The 18,400-nt window shown below is 67.1% G+C and carries 17 protein-coding genes and 1 pseudogene; 14 read left to right on the forward strand and 4 right to left on the reverse strand.

The window, feature by feature from the left end; genetic code table 11:
- The first annotated feature begins 89 nt into the window (after window positions 1-89).
- The 9 genes and pseudogenes from AWC02_RS00180 (at window position 90) to AWC02_RS00220 (ending at window position 9,275) form a co-directional block, all read left to right on the forward strand.
- Window positions 90-740 carry a 5-oxoprolinase subunit B family protein gene (locus AWC02_RS00180; protein WP_085126121.1) on the forward strand — a complete coding sequence of 217 codons (651 nt, stop codon included), beginning with the start codon at window positions 90-92 and terminating at the stop codon, window positions 738-740.
- A 32-nt stretch (window positions 741-772) separates the two neighbouring features.
- Complete coding sequence (locus tag AWC02_RS00185; protein WP_085126123.1) at window positions 773-1,666, forward strand: 5-oxoprolinase/urea amidolyase family protein; 894 nt, start codon at window positions 773-775, stop codon at window positions 1,664-1,666.
- A 12-nt stretch (window positions 1,667-1,678) separates the two neighbouring features.
- The gene (locus tag AWC02_RS00190; protein WP_046319892.1) at window positions 1,679-2,233 is read left to right on the forward strand and encodes a GNAT family N-acetyltransferase; all 555 of its coding nucleotides are present in this window, start codon (window positions 1,679-1,681) and stop codon (window positions 2,231-2,233) included.
- Window positions 2,234-2,666: 433 nt separating this feature from the next.
- Window positions 2,667-3,869, forward strand: coding sequence for a sodium-dependent bicarbonate transport family permease (locus AWC02_RS00195; protein ID WP_085126125.1), 1,203 nt, complete (start codon window positions 2,667-2,669; stop codon window positions 3,867-3,869).
- Between the two features lie 236 nt (window positions 3,870-4,105).
- Window positions 4,106-5,509, forward strand: coding sequence for an MFS transporter (locus AWC02_RS00200; protein ID WP_085126127.1), 1,404 nt, complete (start codon window positions 4,106-4,108; stop codon window positions 5,507-5,509).
- 99 nt (window positions 5,510-5,608) lie between these two features.
- Window positions 5,609-5,899, forward strand: a pseudogene (locus tag AWC02_RS00205) (winged helix-turn-helix domain-containing protein); the annotation flags it as partial.
- Window positions 5,896-6,588 carry a sirohydrochlorin chelatase gene (locus AWC02_RS00210; protein ID WP_085126131.1) on the forward strand — a complete coding sequence of 231 codons (693 nt, stop codon included), beginning with the start codon at window positions 5,896-5,898 and terminating at the stop codon, window positions 6,586-6,588. The pseudogene AWC02_RS00205 and the gene AWC02_RS00210, both read left to right, overlap by 4 nt.
- A gap of 160 nt (window positions 6,589-6,748) precedes the next feature.
- Window positions 6,749-8,140 carry a nitrate/nitrite transporter gene (locus AWC02_RS00215; RefSeq protein ID WP_085126133.1) on the forward strand — a complete coding sequence of 464 codons (1,392 nt, stop codon included), beginning with the start codon at window positions 6,749-6,751 and terminating at the stop codon, window positions 8,138-8,140.
- A 1-nt stretch (window position 8,141) separates the two neighbouring features.
- Window positions 8,142-9,275, forward strand: coding sequence for a uroporphyrinogen-III synthase (locus AWC02_RS00220; protein ID WP_237160255.1), 1,134 nt, complete (start codon window positions 8,142-8,144; stop codon window positions 9,273-9,275).
- Here the strand turns inward: AWC02_RS00220 and nirD are convergent.
- Window positions 9,272-9,643, reverse strand: coding sequence for a nitrite reductase small subunit NirD (gene nirD / locus AWC02_RS00225; protein WP_085126137.1), 372 nt, complete (start codon window positions 9,641-9,643; stop codon window positions 9,272-9,274). The genes AWC02_RS00220 and nirD overlap by 4 nt on opposite strands.
- Complete coding sequence (gene nirB, locus AWC02_RS00230) at window positions 9,640-12,210, reverse strand: nitrite reductase large subunit NirB (protein ID WP_085126139.1); 2,571 nt, start codon at window positions 12,208-12,210, stop codon at window positions 9,640-9,642. The genes nirD and nirB overlap by 4 nt, the downstream gene beginning before the upstream one ends.
- A gap of 227 nt (window positions 12,211-12,437) precedes the next feature.
- On the opposite strand from nirB, the gene AWC02_RS00235 reads away from it, so the two are divergent.
- From AWC02_RS00235 to AWC02_RS00255, 5 genes are all read left to right on the forward strand, one after another.
- Window positions 12,438-12,881 (forward strand): Hsp20/alpha crystallin family protein, encoded by a 444-nt coding sequence (locus AWC02_RS00235; protein ID WP_085126141.1) that lies wholly within the window; start codon window positions 12,438-12,440, stop codon window positions 12,879-12,881.
- A 166-nt stretch (window positions 12,882-13,047) separates the two neighbouring features.
- Entirely contained in the window at window positions 13,048-13,344 is a 297-nt protein-coding gene (locus tag AWC02_RS00240; RefSeq protein ID WP_046319882.1) for a hypothetical protein, read from the forward strand.
- A 72-nt stretch (window positions 13,345-13,416) separates the two neighbouring features.
- A complete protein-coding gene (locus tag AWC02_RS00245) occupies window positions 13,417-14,247 on the forward strand; it encodes a hypothetical protein (RefSeq protein WP_085126143.1) in 831 nt (276 codons plus the stop codon).
- A 42-nt stretch (window positions 14,248-14,289) separates the two neighbouring features.
- On the forward strand, window positions 14,290-16,209 hold the full coding sequence (locus tag AWC02_RS00250) for a fumarate reductase/succinate dehydrogenase flavoprotein subunit (protein WP_085126145.1): 1,920 nt from the start codon (window positions 14,290-14,292) through the stop codon (window positions 16,207-16,209).
- Window positions 16,209-16,964: a succinate dehydrogenase/fumarate reductase iron-sulfur subunit gene (locus AWC02_RS00255; RefSeq protein WP_085126147.1), complete on the forward strand. Its 756-nt coding sequence runs from the start codon at window positions 16,209-16,211 to the stop codon at window positions 16,962-16,964. The genes AWC02_RS00250 and AWC02_RS00255 overlap by 1 nt, the downstream gene beginning before the upstream one ends.
- Window positions 16,965-16,986: 22 nt before the next feature.
- Here the strand turns inward: AWC02_RS00255 and AWC02_RS00260 are convergent, their stop codons facing one another.
- Both AWC02_RS00260 and AWC02_RS00265 read right to left on the reverse strand, forming a co-directional pair.
- On the reverse strand, window positions 16,987-17,847 hold the full coding sequence (locus tag AWC02_RS00260) for an inositol monophosphatase family protein (protein WP_085126149.1): 861 nt from the start codon (window positions 17,845-17,847) through the stop codon (window positions 16,987-16,989).
- Between the two features lie 63 nt (window positions 17,848-17,910).
- Window positions 17,911-18,387, reverse strand: coding sequence for a flavin reductase family protein (locus AWC02_RS00265; RefSeq protein WP_046319898.1), 477 nt, complete (start codon window positions 18,385-18,387; stop codon window positions 17,911-17,913).
- Window positions 18,388-18,400 lie beyond the last annotated feature (13 nt).

The raw sequence follows: 18,400 nt of genomic DNA on the forward strand, positions 1-18,400 counted from the left end.
TCTGCACGTTCGGTAAGGCCCCTCTGGCATACCCCGCAGAATTGTGTTCTGCATCACTATTCGATGCGAGACGGGGTTACCGTCAAGACATGAGCGTGGCATTGGATTCCACCGCGGTCGACACCGTCCTTGACTACGGCGACACCGCCCTGCTGCTGCAATGCGCGTCGACTGTCGACGTCCTCGCGTGGACCGCAGCACTTCATTCCGCCGCCCTGCCCGGGGTGGTCGACATCGTCCCGGCATCGCACACGGTGCTGGTGACGTTGGCCGCACCCCGCTACCAGGCGGGCGTCCGACGCGCGCTGAGCCGAATAGACGTCGACCCCGCCGCCGTGCAGACCCGGGCACCACGCGGCAGGGCGGACGTGGTGATCGACGTCGTCTATGACGGGCCGGACCTGGCCGAGGTTGCCGAGCGCACCGGCCTGAGCGTCGCCCAGGTCATCAACGCCCACACCGCGACACCCTGGTTGGTGGGTTTCGGCGGATCCACGCCCGGTTTCGCCTACCTGCTCGGCGGCGACCCGCGACTTGAGGTGCCGCGCCGCCCGGAGTTGCGGGCCGCGGTTCCAGCCGGCGCGGTTGCGCTGGCGGGCCGATTCAGCGGCATCTACCCGCGTCAGTGGCCGGGCGGCTGGCAGTTGATCGGCCATACCGACGCCGTGTTGTGGGACCTCGACCTACCCGAACCGGCCTTGCTGACCCCGGGCCGCTCCGTGCAGTTCCGCGCCGCGTGACGGCCCACCAAGGGAAAGGACACCGCGTGGCCATGACAACCACCCTGGAGATTGTGCACACCGGTCCACTGGCCCTGGTCGAGGATCTGGGACGGGCCGGGCTGGGACACCTCGGCGTGAGCCCGTCCGGCGCTGCCGATCGTCGCTCGCATACCTTGGCCAACCGGTTGCTGGGCAATCCCGCCGACCGGGCCACGATCGAAGTGACGTTCGGCGGGCTTTCCGCCCGAGCCCGCGGCGGCGACATCGACATCGCGGTGACCGGCGCCGACACCGGCCCCGAAGTTGACGGAGTCGCGTTCGGATCCAACAGCATTCAGCGGGTCCGCGACGGTCAGGTGGTGTCGCTGGGCACACCGCAGTCGGGTCTGCGCAGCTACCTGGCGGTGCGGGGCGGGATCGCCGTCTCCCCGGTGCTGGGTTCACGCAGTTACGACGTGATGAGCGAGATCGGGCCGGCACCGCTGCACGACGGCGATGTGCTGGCGATCGGAGAACCGACCGGCCACTTCCCCGAGATCGACCAAGCGCCGGTGGCCAGCATTGCACGTGATGTGGTCGAGTTGCGGGTGGCCCCGGGACCCCGCGACGACTGGTTCGTCGATCCCGACATCATGGTGCGCACCAACTGGCTGGTGAGCAACCGTAGCGACCGGGTCGGCATGCGACTGGTGGGGATGCCCCTGGAATACCGTTGGCCGGATAGGCAATTGCCCGCAGAAGGCGCTACCCGGGGCGCGATTCAGATCCTGCCGAACGGCTTTCCGATAATCCTGGGACCCGACCACCCGGTGACCGGCGCCTACCCGGTGGTCGGGGTCGTCGTCGATGAGGACGTGGACACGCTGGGCCAGGTCAGACCCGGACAAACGGTGCGGATGCAATGGTCGCGGCCCCGTCAGCACCTCGTCGCGCGCACGGCCTGACAGGCCGATCAGGTGCCCGGCCAGGTACACACCGCCCGCCTGATCCACACCAGCGATCTGGATCCCGCGACGCGCCTCGGCGCCCATCGACTGGTCGCCGAGGCCTCCGGAGGGGCACTCTCTGATGCCGACTGGCAGCACGCGCTCGGCGGCATGCATGCCTTGATCTGGCACCACGGCGTCCTGATCGCCCACGGTTCGGTGATTCGGCGGCAGTTGCTCTATCGCGGCAGATCGCTGCGATGCGGCTACGTCGAAGCCGTCACCGTTCACCCGGACCACCAGGGCAAAGGACTGGGCACCGCGGTGCTGGCCGCGTGCGAGCAGGTGATCCGCGGCGCCTTCGAACTCGGAGCCCTCAGTTCGCCGGGCTTCAGCCGGCGGCTCTACACCGCGCGCGGATGGTTGCTGTGGCACGGACCGACGGCCACGCTGTCCCCGACCGGCACCCGGCGCACCCCCGAAGCGGACGGCACCGTGTTCGTCATGCCGGTCGGACCCGAAATGGATGCCGCCGACCCGACCGCAGAGCTGGCGTGCGACTGGCGCGACGGCAAGCTCTGGTAGCCGCGCGGTTAACGAACGGTTGACGTCGGGTGGACCCGGCGAAAACGGGACGGTAGCCCGATGCGGCCCGCCCAAGCCCCGCCGGAAACCCAAGAATCGGCCGTGACGCGGAGGAATTACCCAGATTCAGCGTTAACTTAGCCGCACGTCATTCTCACCTCCGCTGCCCTCCCCCGATCCGTAGGGCGGCGCCGGCGTTCCCACCCTGATCACTTCACAGGGTTGTGAGCTGCGCATTCGGCGCAGATCGGGCGGAGTCACGCCCGGCGTGAACACCTCGAGTGCCGGCGTGCCGAGCGCCGCTTTCTGCCACTTGCCTGCCAATCTCCACCGGAGCCCGGCTTGGGGACGACGGGGGGCCAGATCTCGCCCTATGGTTTGACGGTCACGGCAGCCCCAGCCGGAGCGGCCCCATTCTCGGAAAGACACCCGCATGCTGTTCGAGTTCTGGCACAACTTCACCCACAACTTGTTCAGACCGCTGCTGCTTTTCTTCTACATGGGGTTCCTCATCCCGCTGCTGAGGATCCAGTTCGAGTTCCCCTATGTGCTGTATCAGGGCCTCACGTTGTATTTGCTGCTGGCTATCGGCTGGCGCGGCGGCGAAGAGTTGGCGACCATCGACGCATCGAGCATCGGGGGCGTCCTGGGCTTCATCGTGCTGGGGTTCGTGACCAACCTGCTGATCGGGTTCGCCGCCTACTGGCTGCTCTCCCGGATGACCAAGATGAGACGTATTGATCGGGCCACGGTGGCCGGCTACTACGGGTCGGACTCAGCCGGCACGTTCGCCACCTGCCTGGGCGTACTGGTCACGTTGGACATCGCGGTGGACGCCTACATGCCCGTGATGCTGGCCGTCATGGAGATCCCGGGCTGCATCGTGGCACTGGTCCTGGTGGCGCGACTGCGCGCCCGCGGCATGGACGCACAGGGCACCATGGCCGACGAGCCCGGCTACAACCCGAGGGCCAGCCGCCGGCTGGTCGCCGCCGCCGTGGGCGAAGCGCACGCGGCGACCCGGCACGGATCAGACTCCGACGTTGCCTTGCACGAGCGCGAGTACGCCCCGCCGCACGAGACCGCGCCGGCTCCTTCGCCGCCGTCTCATGCGGCGCTGCTGCGGGAGGTGCTGCTCAACCCAGGTCTGTATCTGCTTTTCGGCGGCATAATCATCGGCCTTGTCAGCCGCCTGCAGGGGGCTTCGGTCATCGCCGACGGCGACCACGTCTTCGTCGGCGCGTTCCAGGGAATCCTGTGCATCTTCCTGCTCGAGATGGGTATGACGGCGTCGCGCAAGCTCAAGGATCTACGGACCGCCGGGCGCGGTCTGATCGCCTTCGGTCTGCTGGCTCCGAATGTCTTCGCGCTGAGCGGCATTCTCATCATCCACACCTACTCACAAGTCACCGGAACCCATTTCGAGGCCGGTAGCTATGTGTTGTTCGCAGTGCTGTGCGGAGCGGCTTCCTACATCGCGGTTCCGGCGGTGCAACGCATGGCAATCCCCGAGGCCAGCCCAACACTTCCCCTGGCCGCGTCGCTGGGCTTGACGTTCTCCTACAACGTGACCATCGGCATTCCGCTGTATCTGCAAGTCGCGAAGTCGATCAACGCCTGGTTTCCAGTCAGCTGACAGCACGTTCCAACCGAACACAAGGGTTCGATTCGCATCCGATCCACCAGGTGAAATGCGCGTGAAACACGCTGTGCGGCCGGCTAATACGTGACCTGGCCCACTCGTTTCCGGCCGGCCCAACGCATTTTCAGGTTCCGCTGCGTCACTTGCCAGACCAGATCGGTAGCTTCGCAGACTGTCCATCGTGATGCGAGCTTATTCATCAACGGTGGGCCTGAGCCCGAGGAGATCGCATGGCGCACGGCCACATCAGCAATTTCGATCCGGAGGACTACGCGGACTGGGAGGCCGGCAACGCCGCCGTCGCGCGCCGCAACCTCATCTGGTCCACGGCCACCACGCATGTCGCATTCTCCATCTGGTCGCTGTGGTCGGTGGTGGTGCTGTTCATGCCCGAGTCGGTCTATGGCATCAAACCCGCCGACAAGTTGCTGCTGGCCGCGGTCGCCACGCTGGTGGGCGGCTGCGTCCGCATCCCGTATGTCCAGGCGAACGCGAAGCTCGGCGGCCGGAACTGGGCGGTAGCGTCCTCCCTGGTCCTGCTGATCCCGACCCTCGGCACCCTGGCGCTGCTCATCCATCCCGGTCAACCGCTGTGGATGTACGTGGTCTGCGCGGCGTTGACCGGCCTGGGCGGCGGCAACTATGCGGCGTCGCTGGCCAATGTGGACGCCTTCTATCCGCAGCGGCTCAAGGGAGTCGCCCTCGGCCTGTGCGGCGGCATCGGCAACCTCGGGGTGGCGGCCATCCAACTGGTCGGGCTGCTGGTCCTGGCCACCTTCGGTAACACCAGGCCGGAGCTGGTCTGCTCGGTGTATCTGGTGCTGTTGGCCGTGATCGGCACCTGCGCAGCGCTGTGGATGGACAACCTCGATCACGGCAGGGAAGAAGTCGGGAGCATCCGGTCGATCCTGTCCGTCCCGGACAGCTGGGTCGTCTCGGCGTTGTACTGCGCCGCATTCGGATCGTTCATCGGCTTCGCGTTCGCGTTCGCCCAGGTCTTGCACGTCACCTTCGAGAAGGCCGGCCACAGCCCCGCCCAGGCGGCGCTGTACGCCGCGCGGATAGCCTTCCTGGGCCCGCTGTTAGGCGCCCTGGCCCGCATCTACGGTGGTCGGGTGGCTGACCGGCGGGGCGGTGGGCGCGTGACCCTGGTGGTGTTCGCCGGCATGATCCTGGCCTCGGCAGTCCTGGTGGCGACCAGCACCGCCGACGACCACGACAGCCGCGCCACCACCTCGACGATCGTGGCCTACACCGCCGCGTTCATGGTGCTGTTCATCCTGGCAGGCATGGGCAACGGGTCGGTGCTGAAGATGATCCCGTCGATCTTCGAGGCGCGCAGTCGCTCCCTGGCGGGCAGCGAATCCGACCGCCGGCACTGGGCACGCTCGCACTCGGGTGCACTGATCGGGTTCGCCACCGCCGTCGGTGCGCTCGGCGGCGTCGCCATCAACCTGACCTTGCGACAGGCCTACGCGAGCACCGGAACCGAGACGCCGGCGTTCTGGGTCTTCCTGGTGTCGTATTGCCTTGCCGCGGGCCTCACCTGGGCCCGGTACGTCCGGCGACCGCCGCGCACCCCGAACTCGCGGCTCTCCCGCACTCCGGTGGGCACCGAGAAGATCTCTGCATGATCAAAAGTACTGGTCAGCGGGGCAACCGTTCTGAAATCGGCCGGTAACACAGCGGCAATGGATCGGGTCTAAACCTCATACATGGGTATCGCCGTATATGCCGCCGGTCACCGCATCGAGATCGAAGAGGACCGGGTCCTGGTGGACGGAATCGTCAGGCCGGTCTCTCCTGCCGGTCTGGCCGCGTTGCGTGTGTTGGCCCATCGCCCGGGCAACGTGGTGGACCGGGAGACCCTGTTACGGGCACTCCCGGGGCGGGGCAACAACATGCACGCCGTGGAGTCGGCGGTGTTGCGGCTGCGGGCGGCGTTGGGCGACAGCCAGATCGTGGCCACGGTGATCAAGCGCGGGTACCGGCTGGCGGTCGATCGCGAGCAGGGAGTGGCATGATCCCTGTGCTGGTGGCGCACGGTACCCGCCGGCCCGAGGGAATCGCCATGATCGGCGAGCTCGCGCAACGGGTCGGCGCCGTGCTGGGGCAACCGATCCGGGTGGCGTTCGTCGACGTCCTGGGCCCCAGCCCGGCGGAAGTCCTTGCCGCCGAGGCCGAGACCGGTTGCCCAGCGGTCCTGGTGCCCGCCTTTCTGTCCCGCGGCTACCACGTCGGGGTCGATGTGCCCACTCAGATCCTGAGCAGCGGGCACCCGGATGTGACGATGACACCGGCATTGGGACCCGACCCGCGCGTTGCCGCGGTGGTTGCCGCCCGGTTGACCGAATCAGGCTGGCGCCCTGGCGACTCGGTCGTTCTGGCCGCCGCCGGGTCATCGGACCCGCGTGCCCGGGGTGATCTGTATACCGCCGCGAAGATGCTCAGCGGTCTGCTCGGCTCGCCGGTCGCCACGGCGTTCGCCGCCACCGGCGGCCCCGGTGTGCCCGACGCGGTTGCCGCCTTGCGTCGCCGGAGCACTGCACGGGTGGTGATCGCGTCATACCTGTTGGCCGACGGCCGGTTCCAGCGTGGTCTTCATGCCGCCGGCGCCGATCTCATCACCTCGCCCCTGGGGGCGCACCCCGGGATCGTCGGCGTGGTCGCCGACCGATTCGTCACCGCCGCGTCCCGGATACCGGTGCCCTGAACCGGCCCGCGTGGACGGCCGGTCCGATCGATCACATCGCCGCCAGCGCCGCTTGGCCGCGGCGGAAGCTGATATTCCCCTCATAGGACGGTGAGCAGAAGTTCACGGGCGGGTCACTTCGTGCAGCATTGCGGTAACGAAAGATTTCTACGGTGACCACATGGCTCGCTCGCACCTGATCACTCAGTGGAATCCTGAGGACACCGCGGCATGGGCAGCCGGTAACGACAAGATCGCACGGCGCAACCTGGTGTGGTCGACTGTCGCCGAACACGCCGGCTTCTCGATCTGGTCCATCTGGTCGGTGATGGTGCTGTTCATGCCGGAGTCGGTATACGGCTTCACCGCCGGCGACAAGTTCCTGCTGGCCGCCACGGCCACCCTGGCCGGCGGCGTACTGCGCATCCCCTACTCGCTGGCCACCGCAGCATTCGGCGGCCGCAACTGGACGATGTTCTCCGCGCTGGTGCTGCTGATCCCGACCACCGCAATGATCGTCCTGCTCGCCCACCCGGGCCTACCGCTGTGGCCGTACCTGCTGTGTGCGGTGCTCACCGGTCTGGGCGGCGGCAACTTCGCGGCGTCGATGACCAACGTCAACGCCTTCTATCCGCACCGGCTCAAGGGCTGGGCGCTGGCGGTCAATGCCGGCGGCGGCAACTTGGGCGTGCCACTGATCCAGCTGGTGGGGCTGGGAGTCCTTGCCACCGCGGGCAACCGGGAACCCTATTGGGTGTGCGCGATCTACCTCGTGGTGCTCGCGGTCGCCGCCGTAGGTGCGGCGCTGTTCATGGACAACCTCGACGGGCAGCGGGCCGACCTGACCGCCATGCGCTCCATTCTTCCCGAACCCGACACGTGGATCGTCGCGCTGCTCTACATCGGAACCTTCGGTTCGTTCATCGGATTCTCGTTCGCGTTCGGCCAGGTACTACAGATCAACTTCGCCGGCAGCGGCCAGAGCCCCGCGCAGGCGTCTTTGCACGCCGCTCAGATCGCCTTCCTGGGACCGCTTTTGGGCTCGTTGTCCCGGATCGTCGGCGGCCGCCTGGCCGACCGGCTCGGCGGCAGCCGGGTCACGCTGGCCGCGTTCGGCGGCCTGTTCGCCGCCGCCGGCCTGCTCGTCGGCGTCAGCACGTTGGACGACAGCCGCAGCGGTCCCACGACGGGCGCCATCATGGGGGGCTACGTCCTCGGCTTCGTGGCGCTGTTCATCGTCTCCGGAATCGGCAACGGATCGGTGTACAAGATGATCCCGTCGGTCTTCGAGGCGCGCAGTCACCGACTGGGCCTGCCGGAGCGCGACCGGCGGAACTGGGCACGGGCGATGTCGGGAGCGCTGATCGGATTCGCCGGTGCGGTGGGCGCACTGGGCGGCGTGGCAATCAATCTGGCCTTGCGCCAGTCGTATATGTCCAGCGGCTCGGCCACGACCGCATTCTGGATCTTCCTGGTGGGATACGTCGGTGCCGCGACGCTGACCTGGCGCAGATATGTACGCCGGTCTGCCTTCGCCCCGCAACCGGCCCGGGCTGCTCTGGCACCGGCGTAACGTGTCGGCCTCACTGAGCGGTTACCGGGTCGCGGTCACCTCTGCGCGCCGCGCCGACGAGCTGTGCACAATGCTGCGGCGCCACGGCGCCACGGTATGCGCCGCACCGGCAATCACGATGATCGACTTGACCGACGATGCCGCCCTACGCGCGCGTACCGAATCGTTGATCCTGGCACCGCCCGACGTCCTGGTGGTGACGACTGCTGTGGGCTTCCGCGGCTGGATCTCGGCCGCCGAGCGGTGGGGCCTCGCCGAGAAGCTGATCGCGGCCGTGACCGCCGGCCGGGTCGTGGCCCGTGGCCCGAAGGCGGTCGGCGCGTTGCGCAACCTGGGGCTGCCGGAGAAGTGGTCCAACGGTACCGAGTCATCAGCCGCGATGTTCTATCATCTGAAGTCCGATATCGCCGGTTCGCGCGTCGCCGTGCAGCTGCACGGAACCACCGGCGACTGGGATCCGGCGCCCGAGTTGCTGACGCAGCTTCGCAGCGCGGGCGCCGAGGTGATACCCATCCCGGTCTATCGGTGGCGGCCTGCGGCGCGCGGCGGCGAGTTCGATCAGCTCACCACCCAGATCGCCCAGCGGCAGTTCGACGCCGTCAGCTTCACCTCGGCCGCAGCCGTGCTGGCCACGCTGACGCGGGCAGCCGATCTCGGCATCTCCGATGAGCTCCTGCAGGCGTTGCGGTCCGATGTTCACGCGATGTGCGTCGGGCCGTTGACGGCTCGGCCGCTGACGCTGCTGGACGTGCCGGCGTCTTCACCGAAGGTGATGCGGCTGGCGGCGTTGGCCCATCACATCGCCGAGGAACTGCCGCGACTGCGCACCCACACCGTTCATGCCGCCGGCCATCGCATCGAGGTCCGGGGCAGCTGCGTCACCGTGGACGGTGTGCCCAAGGTGCTGTCGCCGTCATGCATGGCAACCCTGCGAGCACTGGCGCACCAGCCTGGCCGAGTCGTCTCCCGCGAGACGCTGCTGAAGACGCTTCCGGGTCACGGCACCAACACCCACGCGGTGGAGACCGCCATCCTGCGCCTGCGAAATGCTCTGGGCGACAAAGATATTGTCGCCACAGTGGTCAAACGGGGTTACCGGCTCGCGGTAGACCACGTAGACCGCGAGGCCGGCTAGGCGACTGCCCGCTTCGGGGCGGTCAGACCGATCTGCACATAGCCGTCCGCGGTGATCCGCGTCGGGTACACCCGAACCGACACGCCCGGGTCTTCCAAGCAGCTGCCGTCGTCGAGGGCGAAAGCCTGTTTCTGCAGCGGTGAGATGACCGAGAGCCGGCCACCGCGGTCGCCGACGATCCCCCGCGACAGGACCGCCGCGCGGAAGAACGGGTCGATATTGCAGACCGCGCGGACCGAGCCGTCGTCAAGCCGGAAAAGCGCCGCCTGCGCGCCGTTGTCGAGCAACACTCCCACTCCAAGGCCGGGAATCAGGCTGTCGTAGCGGCAGGCCGTGGTCCATGACGCGATGTTGTTGTTGTCTGTCATTGTGATTCCTCCTCAGCTGAGCGCAGTGCGGGGACCGGAAGCGGGACTTTGCGGCCGTCGCGCTCGGCGAATGCGACAGTCGGATCTTCGGCTTCGGGGGCGTTGACGAACGAGACGAACCGCGCCAGCTTCTCCGGATCGTCGAGTACGCCTTTCCACTCATCGGTGTAGTTCTCGACGTGACGGGCCATCTCCGATTCGAATTCATCGGCCAGCCCCAGGGAGTCGTCACAGACAACCTCGCGGACGTGGTCGAGCCCGCCTTCCATCGACTCGATCCACGGCGCGGTGCGTTGCAACCGATCGGCTGTGCGGATGTAGAACATCAGGAACCGGTCGATGTAGCGGAAGACCGTCTCGGTGTCGAGGTCGGCGGCGAGCAGCTGGGCGTGCTTGGGCGACATGCCGCCGTTCCCGCCGACGTAGAGGTTCCAGCCGATTTCGGTGGCGATCACACCGACATCCTTGGCGCGCGCCTCGGCGCACTCCCGGGCACAGCCCGACACGCCCATCTTGATCTTGTGCGGCGCACGCAAGCCGCGGTAGCGCAACTCCAGGTCGATGGCCAGCTTCACCGAATCCTGTTGCCCGTAGCGGCACCAATCGCTGCCTACGCAACTCTTCACGGTCCGCAGGGCCTTGCCGTACGCCTGGCCGGATTCCATGCCGGCATCGACCAGTTTGCGCCAGATCTCAGGCAGCTGGTCGACCCGGGCGCCGAACATGTCGATCCGCTGCCCGCCGGTGATCTTGGTGTAGAGGCCGAATTGCTGGGCGATCTGGCCGATCAGGATCAGATGCTCTGGTTTGATCTCGCCGCCGGGGACACGGGGAACCACCGAGTAGCTGCCGTTGCGCTGAATGTTGGCCAGGAAGTGGTCGTTGGTGTCCTGCAGCGCGGCCTGCTCGCCCTCGAGGATGTGCTCGGATCCGGTGGAGGCCAGGATCGACGCGACGGTCGGCTTGCAGATGTCGCACCCGTGGCCCGTGCCGAAGCGGCCCAGCAGTTCGGAGAAGGTGCGGATCCGGGTGGCCTGAACCACCTCGAAGAGCTCGGCGCGCGACTGGGTGAAGTGCTCGCACAGCGCCTTGGACTGCTCCACACCTTCGGCGATCAGCAAGTCTTTGAGCAGCGGTACACAGGACCCGCACGAGGTACCCGCTTTCGTCTGCACCTTCAAGCTCTGCACATCGTGACAACCACCGGCGATCGCCTCGCACAGTTGCGCTTTGCTCACGTTGTTGCACGAGCAGATCTGGGCCGCGCCCGGCAGCGCCCGGATTCCCAGGCCGGCCTTCCCGTCGCCCGGGCCGGCCGGGGCGATCAGTTCCAGCGGATCGCCGGGCAACTCGGCACCGACCATCGGACGCAGCACCCCGTATGCCGAGGCATCGCCGACCAGGATTCCGCCGAGCAGGGTCTTGGCGTCGTCGGAGAGCACCAGTTTGGCGTAGGTCCGCTTGACCGGGTCGTTGACGACGACCGACAGCGCGTTCGAGGTCGCTCCCATCCCGTCGCCGAAACTGGCCACATCCACACCGAGCAACTTGAGCTTGGTGGACATATCGGCCTCACCGAATTCGGCGGCACCGTCCAGGAGCCGGTCGGCGACCACCTCGGCACTGCTGTAACCGGGTCCGACCAATCCGTAGCAGACCCCTTCGATGGCAGCCACCTCGCCGATCGCGTATACATCGGGATCACTTGTGCGGCAAGTAAGGTCGGTTAACACGCCACCCCGCTCGGCGATTTGCAGGCCGGCCTCACGAGCCAGTTCGTCACGTGGCCGCACACCGGCGGCAAAGATCACCAATCCGGCCTCGATCACCGTGCCGTCGCCCAGTCGCACCGCAAGAGTGGGGGCGCCGTGCTGGTGCGTCAACTGTTGGATCGACTCGGTTCCCACACCGACGTGCACCGCGATACCCAGATCCGCGATCATCCGGATCAACAACACGCCGCCGGCGTCGTCGAGTTGCTGCGGCATCAACCGCGGGGCCATCTCGACGATGTGCGGCTCGATGCCGGACCTGCGCAGTGCGTTCGCCGCTTCCAGCCCCAGCAACCCGCCACCGATCACCACTCCAGCGCGGGTCTTGCCCGCCTCGAGCATGCATTCGATGTCCGCACGGATTCCGTCCAGGTCGTCGAGGGTCCGGTAGACGTGGCACCCGGGCAGGTCATGACCCGGGACCGGGGGAACGAAGGCGCGCGAGCCGGTGGCGAGCACCAGGGTGTCGTAGCCGTAGCACCGCCCATCGGCCGCGAGCACCGATTTGGCGGCCAGGTCGACTTTCGTGACGCGCGTGCTCAGCATTAGCTTCACATGCTCATCCCCGGCGTAATCGTTACCCGGCAGCGCGAGCCGGGAGCGATCCCAGCCGTCGGTGTAGGAGGTCAAGCCGACCCGGTCGTACGCCGGGTCGGCTTCCTCGGCGAGCACCGTGACCCGCCAGGCCGGGCCTGCAGACCTGCTGCGCAGCGCCTCGACCAGACGATGACCCACCATGCCGTGGCCAACCACGACAAGGTCCCTCACGTCACGCGGGGTCTCAACAGTGGTCATGCGTAACACGTTAGGAAGCCGATATTTCTGGAATATCGCCACACGTTACAATGGTGTGACGGTGTGCCCACACCCTCGACTCGGGGCTCGGCAGGCACGGGGCCGCCGGTCGTGTTCGCCGACGGCGAACGCGGAACTTTAGCGCGGGCGACTCAAGTTTTAACGGGTGACGGACCGGCACCCACCGGCACGTAAAGCAACCGCCCCCAAGAAAGGTATGGAGACCCATGAGCACCCTGACTCTGTGGCACCGCCCGTTCGACACCGACCGCTGGGTCCGCGACTTCTTCGGACCGGCCACCGCCAGCGACTGGCGGACGCCGCCGGTGAGCGGCTTCCGCCCGGCCGCCGAGATCACCAAGGACGGCGACGACGCGGTGGTCCGCCTGGAGCTGCCCGGCATCGATGTCGACAACGACGTGACGGTCGAGCTCGACGGCGGCCGTCTGGTGGTGCACGGCGAACGCCGTGACCGCCACGCCGACACCGACGCCCCAGCCGGCCGCACGCTGCGAGAGGTTCGCTACGGCGCGTTCCGCCGCTCCTTCGCGGTACCGGCGCACGTCACCGGCGATGCCGTCTCGGCGTCGTACGACGCGGGCGTCCTGACGGTCCGAGTGGCCGGTGTCTACGCCGGCACGCAGCCACAGCGAATCGCCATCACCCGCTAAATCGCCGTACCCCCTCGGCAAGCGAAAACCCCCACACACCTGGGTGTGTGGGGGTTTTGCGCATCGGGCGCTTACCGCCACTAACGTGATCTGTCTCACGTTCGATTCCCGATGTGATTAGCATCGGGTGAACGTACTGTGAGCCGTACCACCCGAGGAGGCCCTGGTGTCGAGCACAACCGAACTCGCCGAACTGCACACCCTGATCGGTGACCTGCGGCGCTGCGTGCTGGGGCTCAAGACCCGGTTAGGCGACATACCCGGCATGCGCCGCATCGAGATGGACGCCGAGCGCATCCTGACCGACGTCCAGCTCCTGGAATCCGACGCCGGAGAACTCGACCTGCAACGCTGGGCCGCCGAGCGCGCCCAGGAGAAGATCACGATCCCCGACACCGAATACGACAGCGAATTCTGGCGTGACGTCGACGACGAAGGCGTCGGCGGCCAGGGCAGGTACTGAAACCCCCACTGGGTGCTGCTTGTCGCTAAGGGGCGCCCTCCGACGAATCTCAGCCGAAGGGAACCCCCATAGATGAGCGCACCCGCCGCGTACCGTCCCGGCCCCGGTGTCTTCTCGGCGACACGCGCCCGGATCGCCGACCGAACGCTGCGCACCGACCGCTGGTGGCTGTCGCCGCTGAGAATCGACCTGGGCTTCGCCATCTTCCTCATCTACGCGACGGCGCGCGGGTTCCAGCAGAACCACTACTTCGTGGAGAAGTACCACTACCTGACACCGTTCTATTCACCGTGCGTGAGCAAGGGCTGCGTCGCCGAGGCCAGTGAGTTCTGGCCGCAATTCCTGCCCGATGTGTGGTGGCTGCCCTACGCGGCGATGTCGCTGCCGTTCCTGTTGCTCTTTCGGCTGACCTGCTACTACTACCGCGGCGCCTACTATCGGACCGTCTGGCAGTCGCCGACGTCGTGCGCGGTCCCCGAGCCCCGCGCCCATTACACCGGGGAGACCCGGTTTCCGCTGATCGTCCAGAACACCCACCGCTATTTCTTCTACATCGCCGCCGTCATCTCGATCATCAACACCAACGATGCGATCGCGGCATTCCACTCCGACACCGGTCCGCACGGCTTCGGATTCGGACTGGGCAACCTCATCCTGGTCGGCAACGTCGCCATGTTGTGGACCTACACCCTGTCCTGCCACTCCTGCCGGCACGTGTTCGGCGGGCGGCTCAAGCATTTCTCCAAAAACCCCGTGCGGTACTGGATGTGGTCGCAGATCAGCAAGATCAACGTGCATCACAAGCTGTTCGCCTGGATCACCCTGGGCACGCTGATGCTGACCGACTTCTACATCATGCTGGTCGCCAGCGGCACCATCAGCGACCTGCGATTCATTGGCTGACAGACATTTTCGAAGTGTCAACTCATAGACGAGTGAGGATTCATGGTTGAAGTCGAACGGCACTCCTACGACGTGGTCGTGATCGGTGCCGGCGGCGCTGGGCTGCGTGCGGTAATCGAAGCGCGCGAGCAGGGCCTGAGCGTTGCGGTGGTGTGTAAGTCACTGTTCGGCAAGGCACACACCGTGATGGCCGAAGGCGGCTGCGCGGCATCGATGGGCAATGTCAACTCCAAGGACAACTGGCAGGTGCACTTCCGCGACACCATGCGTGGCGGAAAGTTCCTGAACAACTGGCGCATGGCGGAGTTGCACGCCCGGGAAGCCCCGGAGCGGGTGTGGGAGCTGGAGACCTACGGGGCGCTGTTCGACCGGACGCCCGACGGAAAGATCAACCAGCGCAACTTCGGCGGCCACACCTACCCGCGTCTGGCCCACGTCGGTGACCGCACCGGCTTGGAGTTGATCCGCACCATGCAGCAGAAAGTGGTGTCGCTGCAACAGGACGACTACGCCGAGTTCGGTGATTACGAGGCGCGGATCAAGATCTTCCACGAGTGCACCATCACCGAACTGGTCAAAGACGAGGCCACCGGTGCCATCGCGGGTGCGTTCGGCTACTGGCGCGAAAGCGGCGACTTCGTGTTGTTCGAAGCGCCGGCGATCGTCCTGGCCACCGGCGGCATCGGAAAGTCGTTCAAGGTGACCTCCAACTCCTGGGAGTACACCGGCGACGGTCACGCGCTGGCGCTGCGCGCCGGGGCCACCCTGATCAACATGGAGTTCGTCCAGTTCCACCCGACCGGGATGGTATGGCCCCCCAGTGTGAAGGGAATTCTGGTCACCGAGGGTGTCCGCGGCGACGGCGGGGTGCTCAAGAACTCCGACGGCACCCGGTTCATGTTCGACTACATCCCGCCGGTGTTCAAAGGCCAGTACGCCGAGACCGAGCAAGAGGCCGACCAGTGGCTCAAGGACAACGACTCGGCCCGCCGCACCCCTGACCTGCTGCCCCGCGACGAGGTGGCCCGCGCCATCAACTCCGAGGTGAAGGCGGGGCGGGGATCGCCGCACGGCGGGGTGTTCCTCGACATCGCCTCCCGGCTGACGCCGGAGGAGATCAAGCGCCGGCTGCCCTCGATGTACCACCAGTTCATGCAGCTCGCTGAGGTCGACATCACCAAGGACGCAATGGAAGTCGGGCCGACCTGCCACTACGTGATGGGCGGGATCGAGGTCGACCCCGACACCGCTGCGTCGGTGGTTCCCGGCCTGTTCGCCGCCGGCGAGTGCTCCGGTGGGATGCACGGCTCCAACCGGCTGGGCGGCAACTCCCTGTCGGACCTGCTGGTTTTCGGCCGCCGCGCCGGTCTGGGCGCCGCCGAATACGTGCGGAGCCTGGAGACCAGGCCGACGGTGACACCGGCGACGCTGAACGCCGCAGCCCAGCTGGCGCTCGCGCCGTTCGACGGACCCTCCGGCGGCGGCACTGGCGAGAATCCGTACACGCTGCAGTCCGAGCTGCAGCAGGCGATGAACGACCTGGTCGGCATCATCCGTAATGCCGGCGAGCTGGAGCAGGCCCTGGTGCGCCTTGAGCAGTTCAAGGCCCGGTTCGCCGCTGTCACCGTCGAGGGCGGGCGGCACTACAACCCGGGCTGGCACCTGGCCATCGACCTGCGCAACATGCTGCTGGTCAGCGAATGCGTGGCCAAGGCCGCGCTGCAGCGCACCGAGAGCCGGGGTGGGCACACCCGCGACGACCACCCGGGGATGGACCCGGACTGGCGTAAGACCCTGCTGGTCTGCCGGGTCTCGGACGACAGCGCGGTCCCCGACATCACGATCACTCCGGAACCCCAGGTCGGGATGCGCGAGGACTTGCTCGAGCTGTTCGAGATCTCCGAGTTGGAGAAGTACTACACCGACCAAGAGCTGGCGCAACATCCGGGACGGAGAGCGTAATGACATACAACGCCCAGTTGCGAGTCTGGCGCGGTGACCTCGACGGCGGCGGTCTGCACGACTTCGAGGTCGAGGTCAACGAGGGCGAGGTCGTACTCGACGTCATCCACCGCCTGCAGGCGACCCAGGCCCCGGACCTGGCGGTCCGCTGGAACTGCAAGGCCGGCAAATGCGGATCGTGTTCGGCGGAGATCAATGGCCTGCCGCGGCTGCTGTGCATGACGCGGATGTCGGTGTTCGACCCGGCTGAGACGATCACGGTGACCCCGGTGCGGACCTTCCCGGTGATCCGCGACCTGGTTACCGACGTCTCTTTCAACTACCAGAAGGCCCGCGAGATGCCGGCTTTCAAGCCGCCCGCGGACCTCAAGCCCGGCGAGTACCGGATGCAGCAGATGGATGTGGAGCGCTCCCAGGAGTTCCGCAAGTGCATCGAATGCTTCCTGTGCCAGAACGTCTGCCACGTCATCCGGGACCACGAGGAGAACAAGGAGCGCTTCTCCGGGCCGCGGATGTTCATCCGGCTCGCCGAGTTGGACATGCACCCGCTGGACGCCGCCGACCGGCGTGACTTCGCCCAGGACGAGGCCGGTCTGGGGCTGTGCAACATCACCAAGTGCTGCACCGAGGTCTGCCCGGAGCACATCACGATCACCGACAACGCCATCATCCCGATGAAGGAACGGGTGGCGGGCGACCGCTACGACCCGGTGGTCTGGCTCGGCCGAAAGATCTTCCGCCGCAAGTCCGACTGACGCGTGGGCGACTGCGCACCGATTACTCGGGAATCGGCTCCCAGCCGCCCGCATCCCGGAGCGACGCGATGAGCGCGTCGGCCACACCCGGCGCTGCCGCGACGATCAGGTCCCCTGCGTCGATCGCCGGGCCGGGCAGCACCACGCGTGCGCCCGCCTCGACCGCGATCAGCGCACCCGCGGCGTAGTCCCATGGCTTGATCCCGTGCTCGTAGTAGGCGTCCAGCCGTCCGGCGGCGACCATGCACAGATCCAGTGCGGCCGACCCGATCCGGCGGACGTCGCGCACCGTCGGCAGTAACCGGGCCAGCAACGCCGCCTGCGCGGCCCGGCGCCGGGGCGAATAGCCGAAGCCGGTGCCCAGCAGCGCCAGCGACAGCTCGCTGACATCGGTGCAACGCAGCTGGGCTGTGCCCTGCGAATCGGTGACCTGTGCGCCCAGTCCGGCACCGGCCGAGTAGAGCCGGCCGCCGGCCACGTCGGCAACCGCGCCGGCCACCGAGACCCCGCCGATCTGTGCGGCCACCGAAACCGCGTAGGCCGGGATGTCGTACATGAAGTTCACGGTGCCGTCGATCGGGTCGACCACCCAGGTGACGACCCCCGGTTCGTGGCGACCCGGACCTCCGCCCTCCTCGCCGAGCACCGGATCTCCGGGCCGCAAGCGGGTCAGTCGGTCACGGATCAGGCTTTCGGTCTCGGTATCGACCACGGTCACCGGATCGGTCGGGCTGCTTTTCGTCTGGACGATCCCGGCGGCGGGGTCGGCTCCGTGCGCACCGAACACCTCGGCGCGTCGGCGCCGGACGAAGGCCGCCGCCTCGGCCACCAGCGTCTCGGCGGTGATTCGCAGCTGTAGGGGGTCGCTGGTGAGTGGCGCCATCAGCCCATAGCAGCACACCGGCGGCGGTTGTCGCACCCCCGGCGCGGGGGCGGCGGCGCGGCCTCAGCTACCGAGCCGGCGGAAACCGCTGCGGTGAAACACGATCGGCGCGATCTCGGGGTCTACGGTCAGTTCGCAGACCCGCAGCACCACGATGGTGTGATCCCCTGCCGGAACCAGCTGCTCGATCGCGCTGCCCAGCCAGACGCCGGTGCCCTTGATGAACACCGCCCCTTCGCTGGTCACCGTCTCCAGCCCGGCGAACCGGTCGCCCGTCTTGGCCGCCAGGGTCCGCGCCGCCACGTCGTGCGCCTCACCGAGCACACTGATCCCCAACCGGGGAGCGTCCTTGAGTTTCGGCCAGGTCGACGAGGTGTTCTGCACACAGAAGGACACCAGGGGCGGCTCCAGGGAGACCGGCACGAAAGTACTGGCGGCCAGGCCGACCCGAACGCCGTCGACCTCGGCGGCCACCGCCACCACTCCGGTGGGGAAATGCCCGAAGGCCTCCCGCAACGACGCCGGTGTCAGCGGGGTCAGTCTGCTCGCGGAG

It is taken from the genome of Mycolicibacter engbaekii (genome assembly GCF_002101585.1).
GTDB classification, from domain to species: Bacteria; Actinomycetota; Actinomycetes; order Mycobacteriales; family Mycobacteriaceae; genus Mycobacterium; species Mycobacterium engbaekii.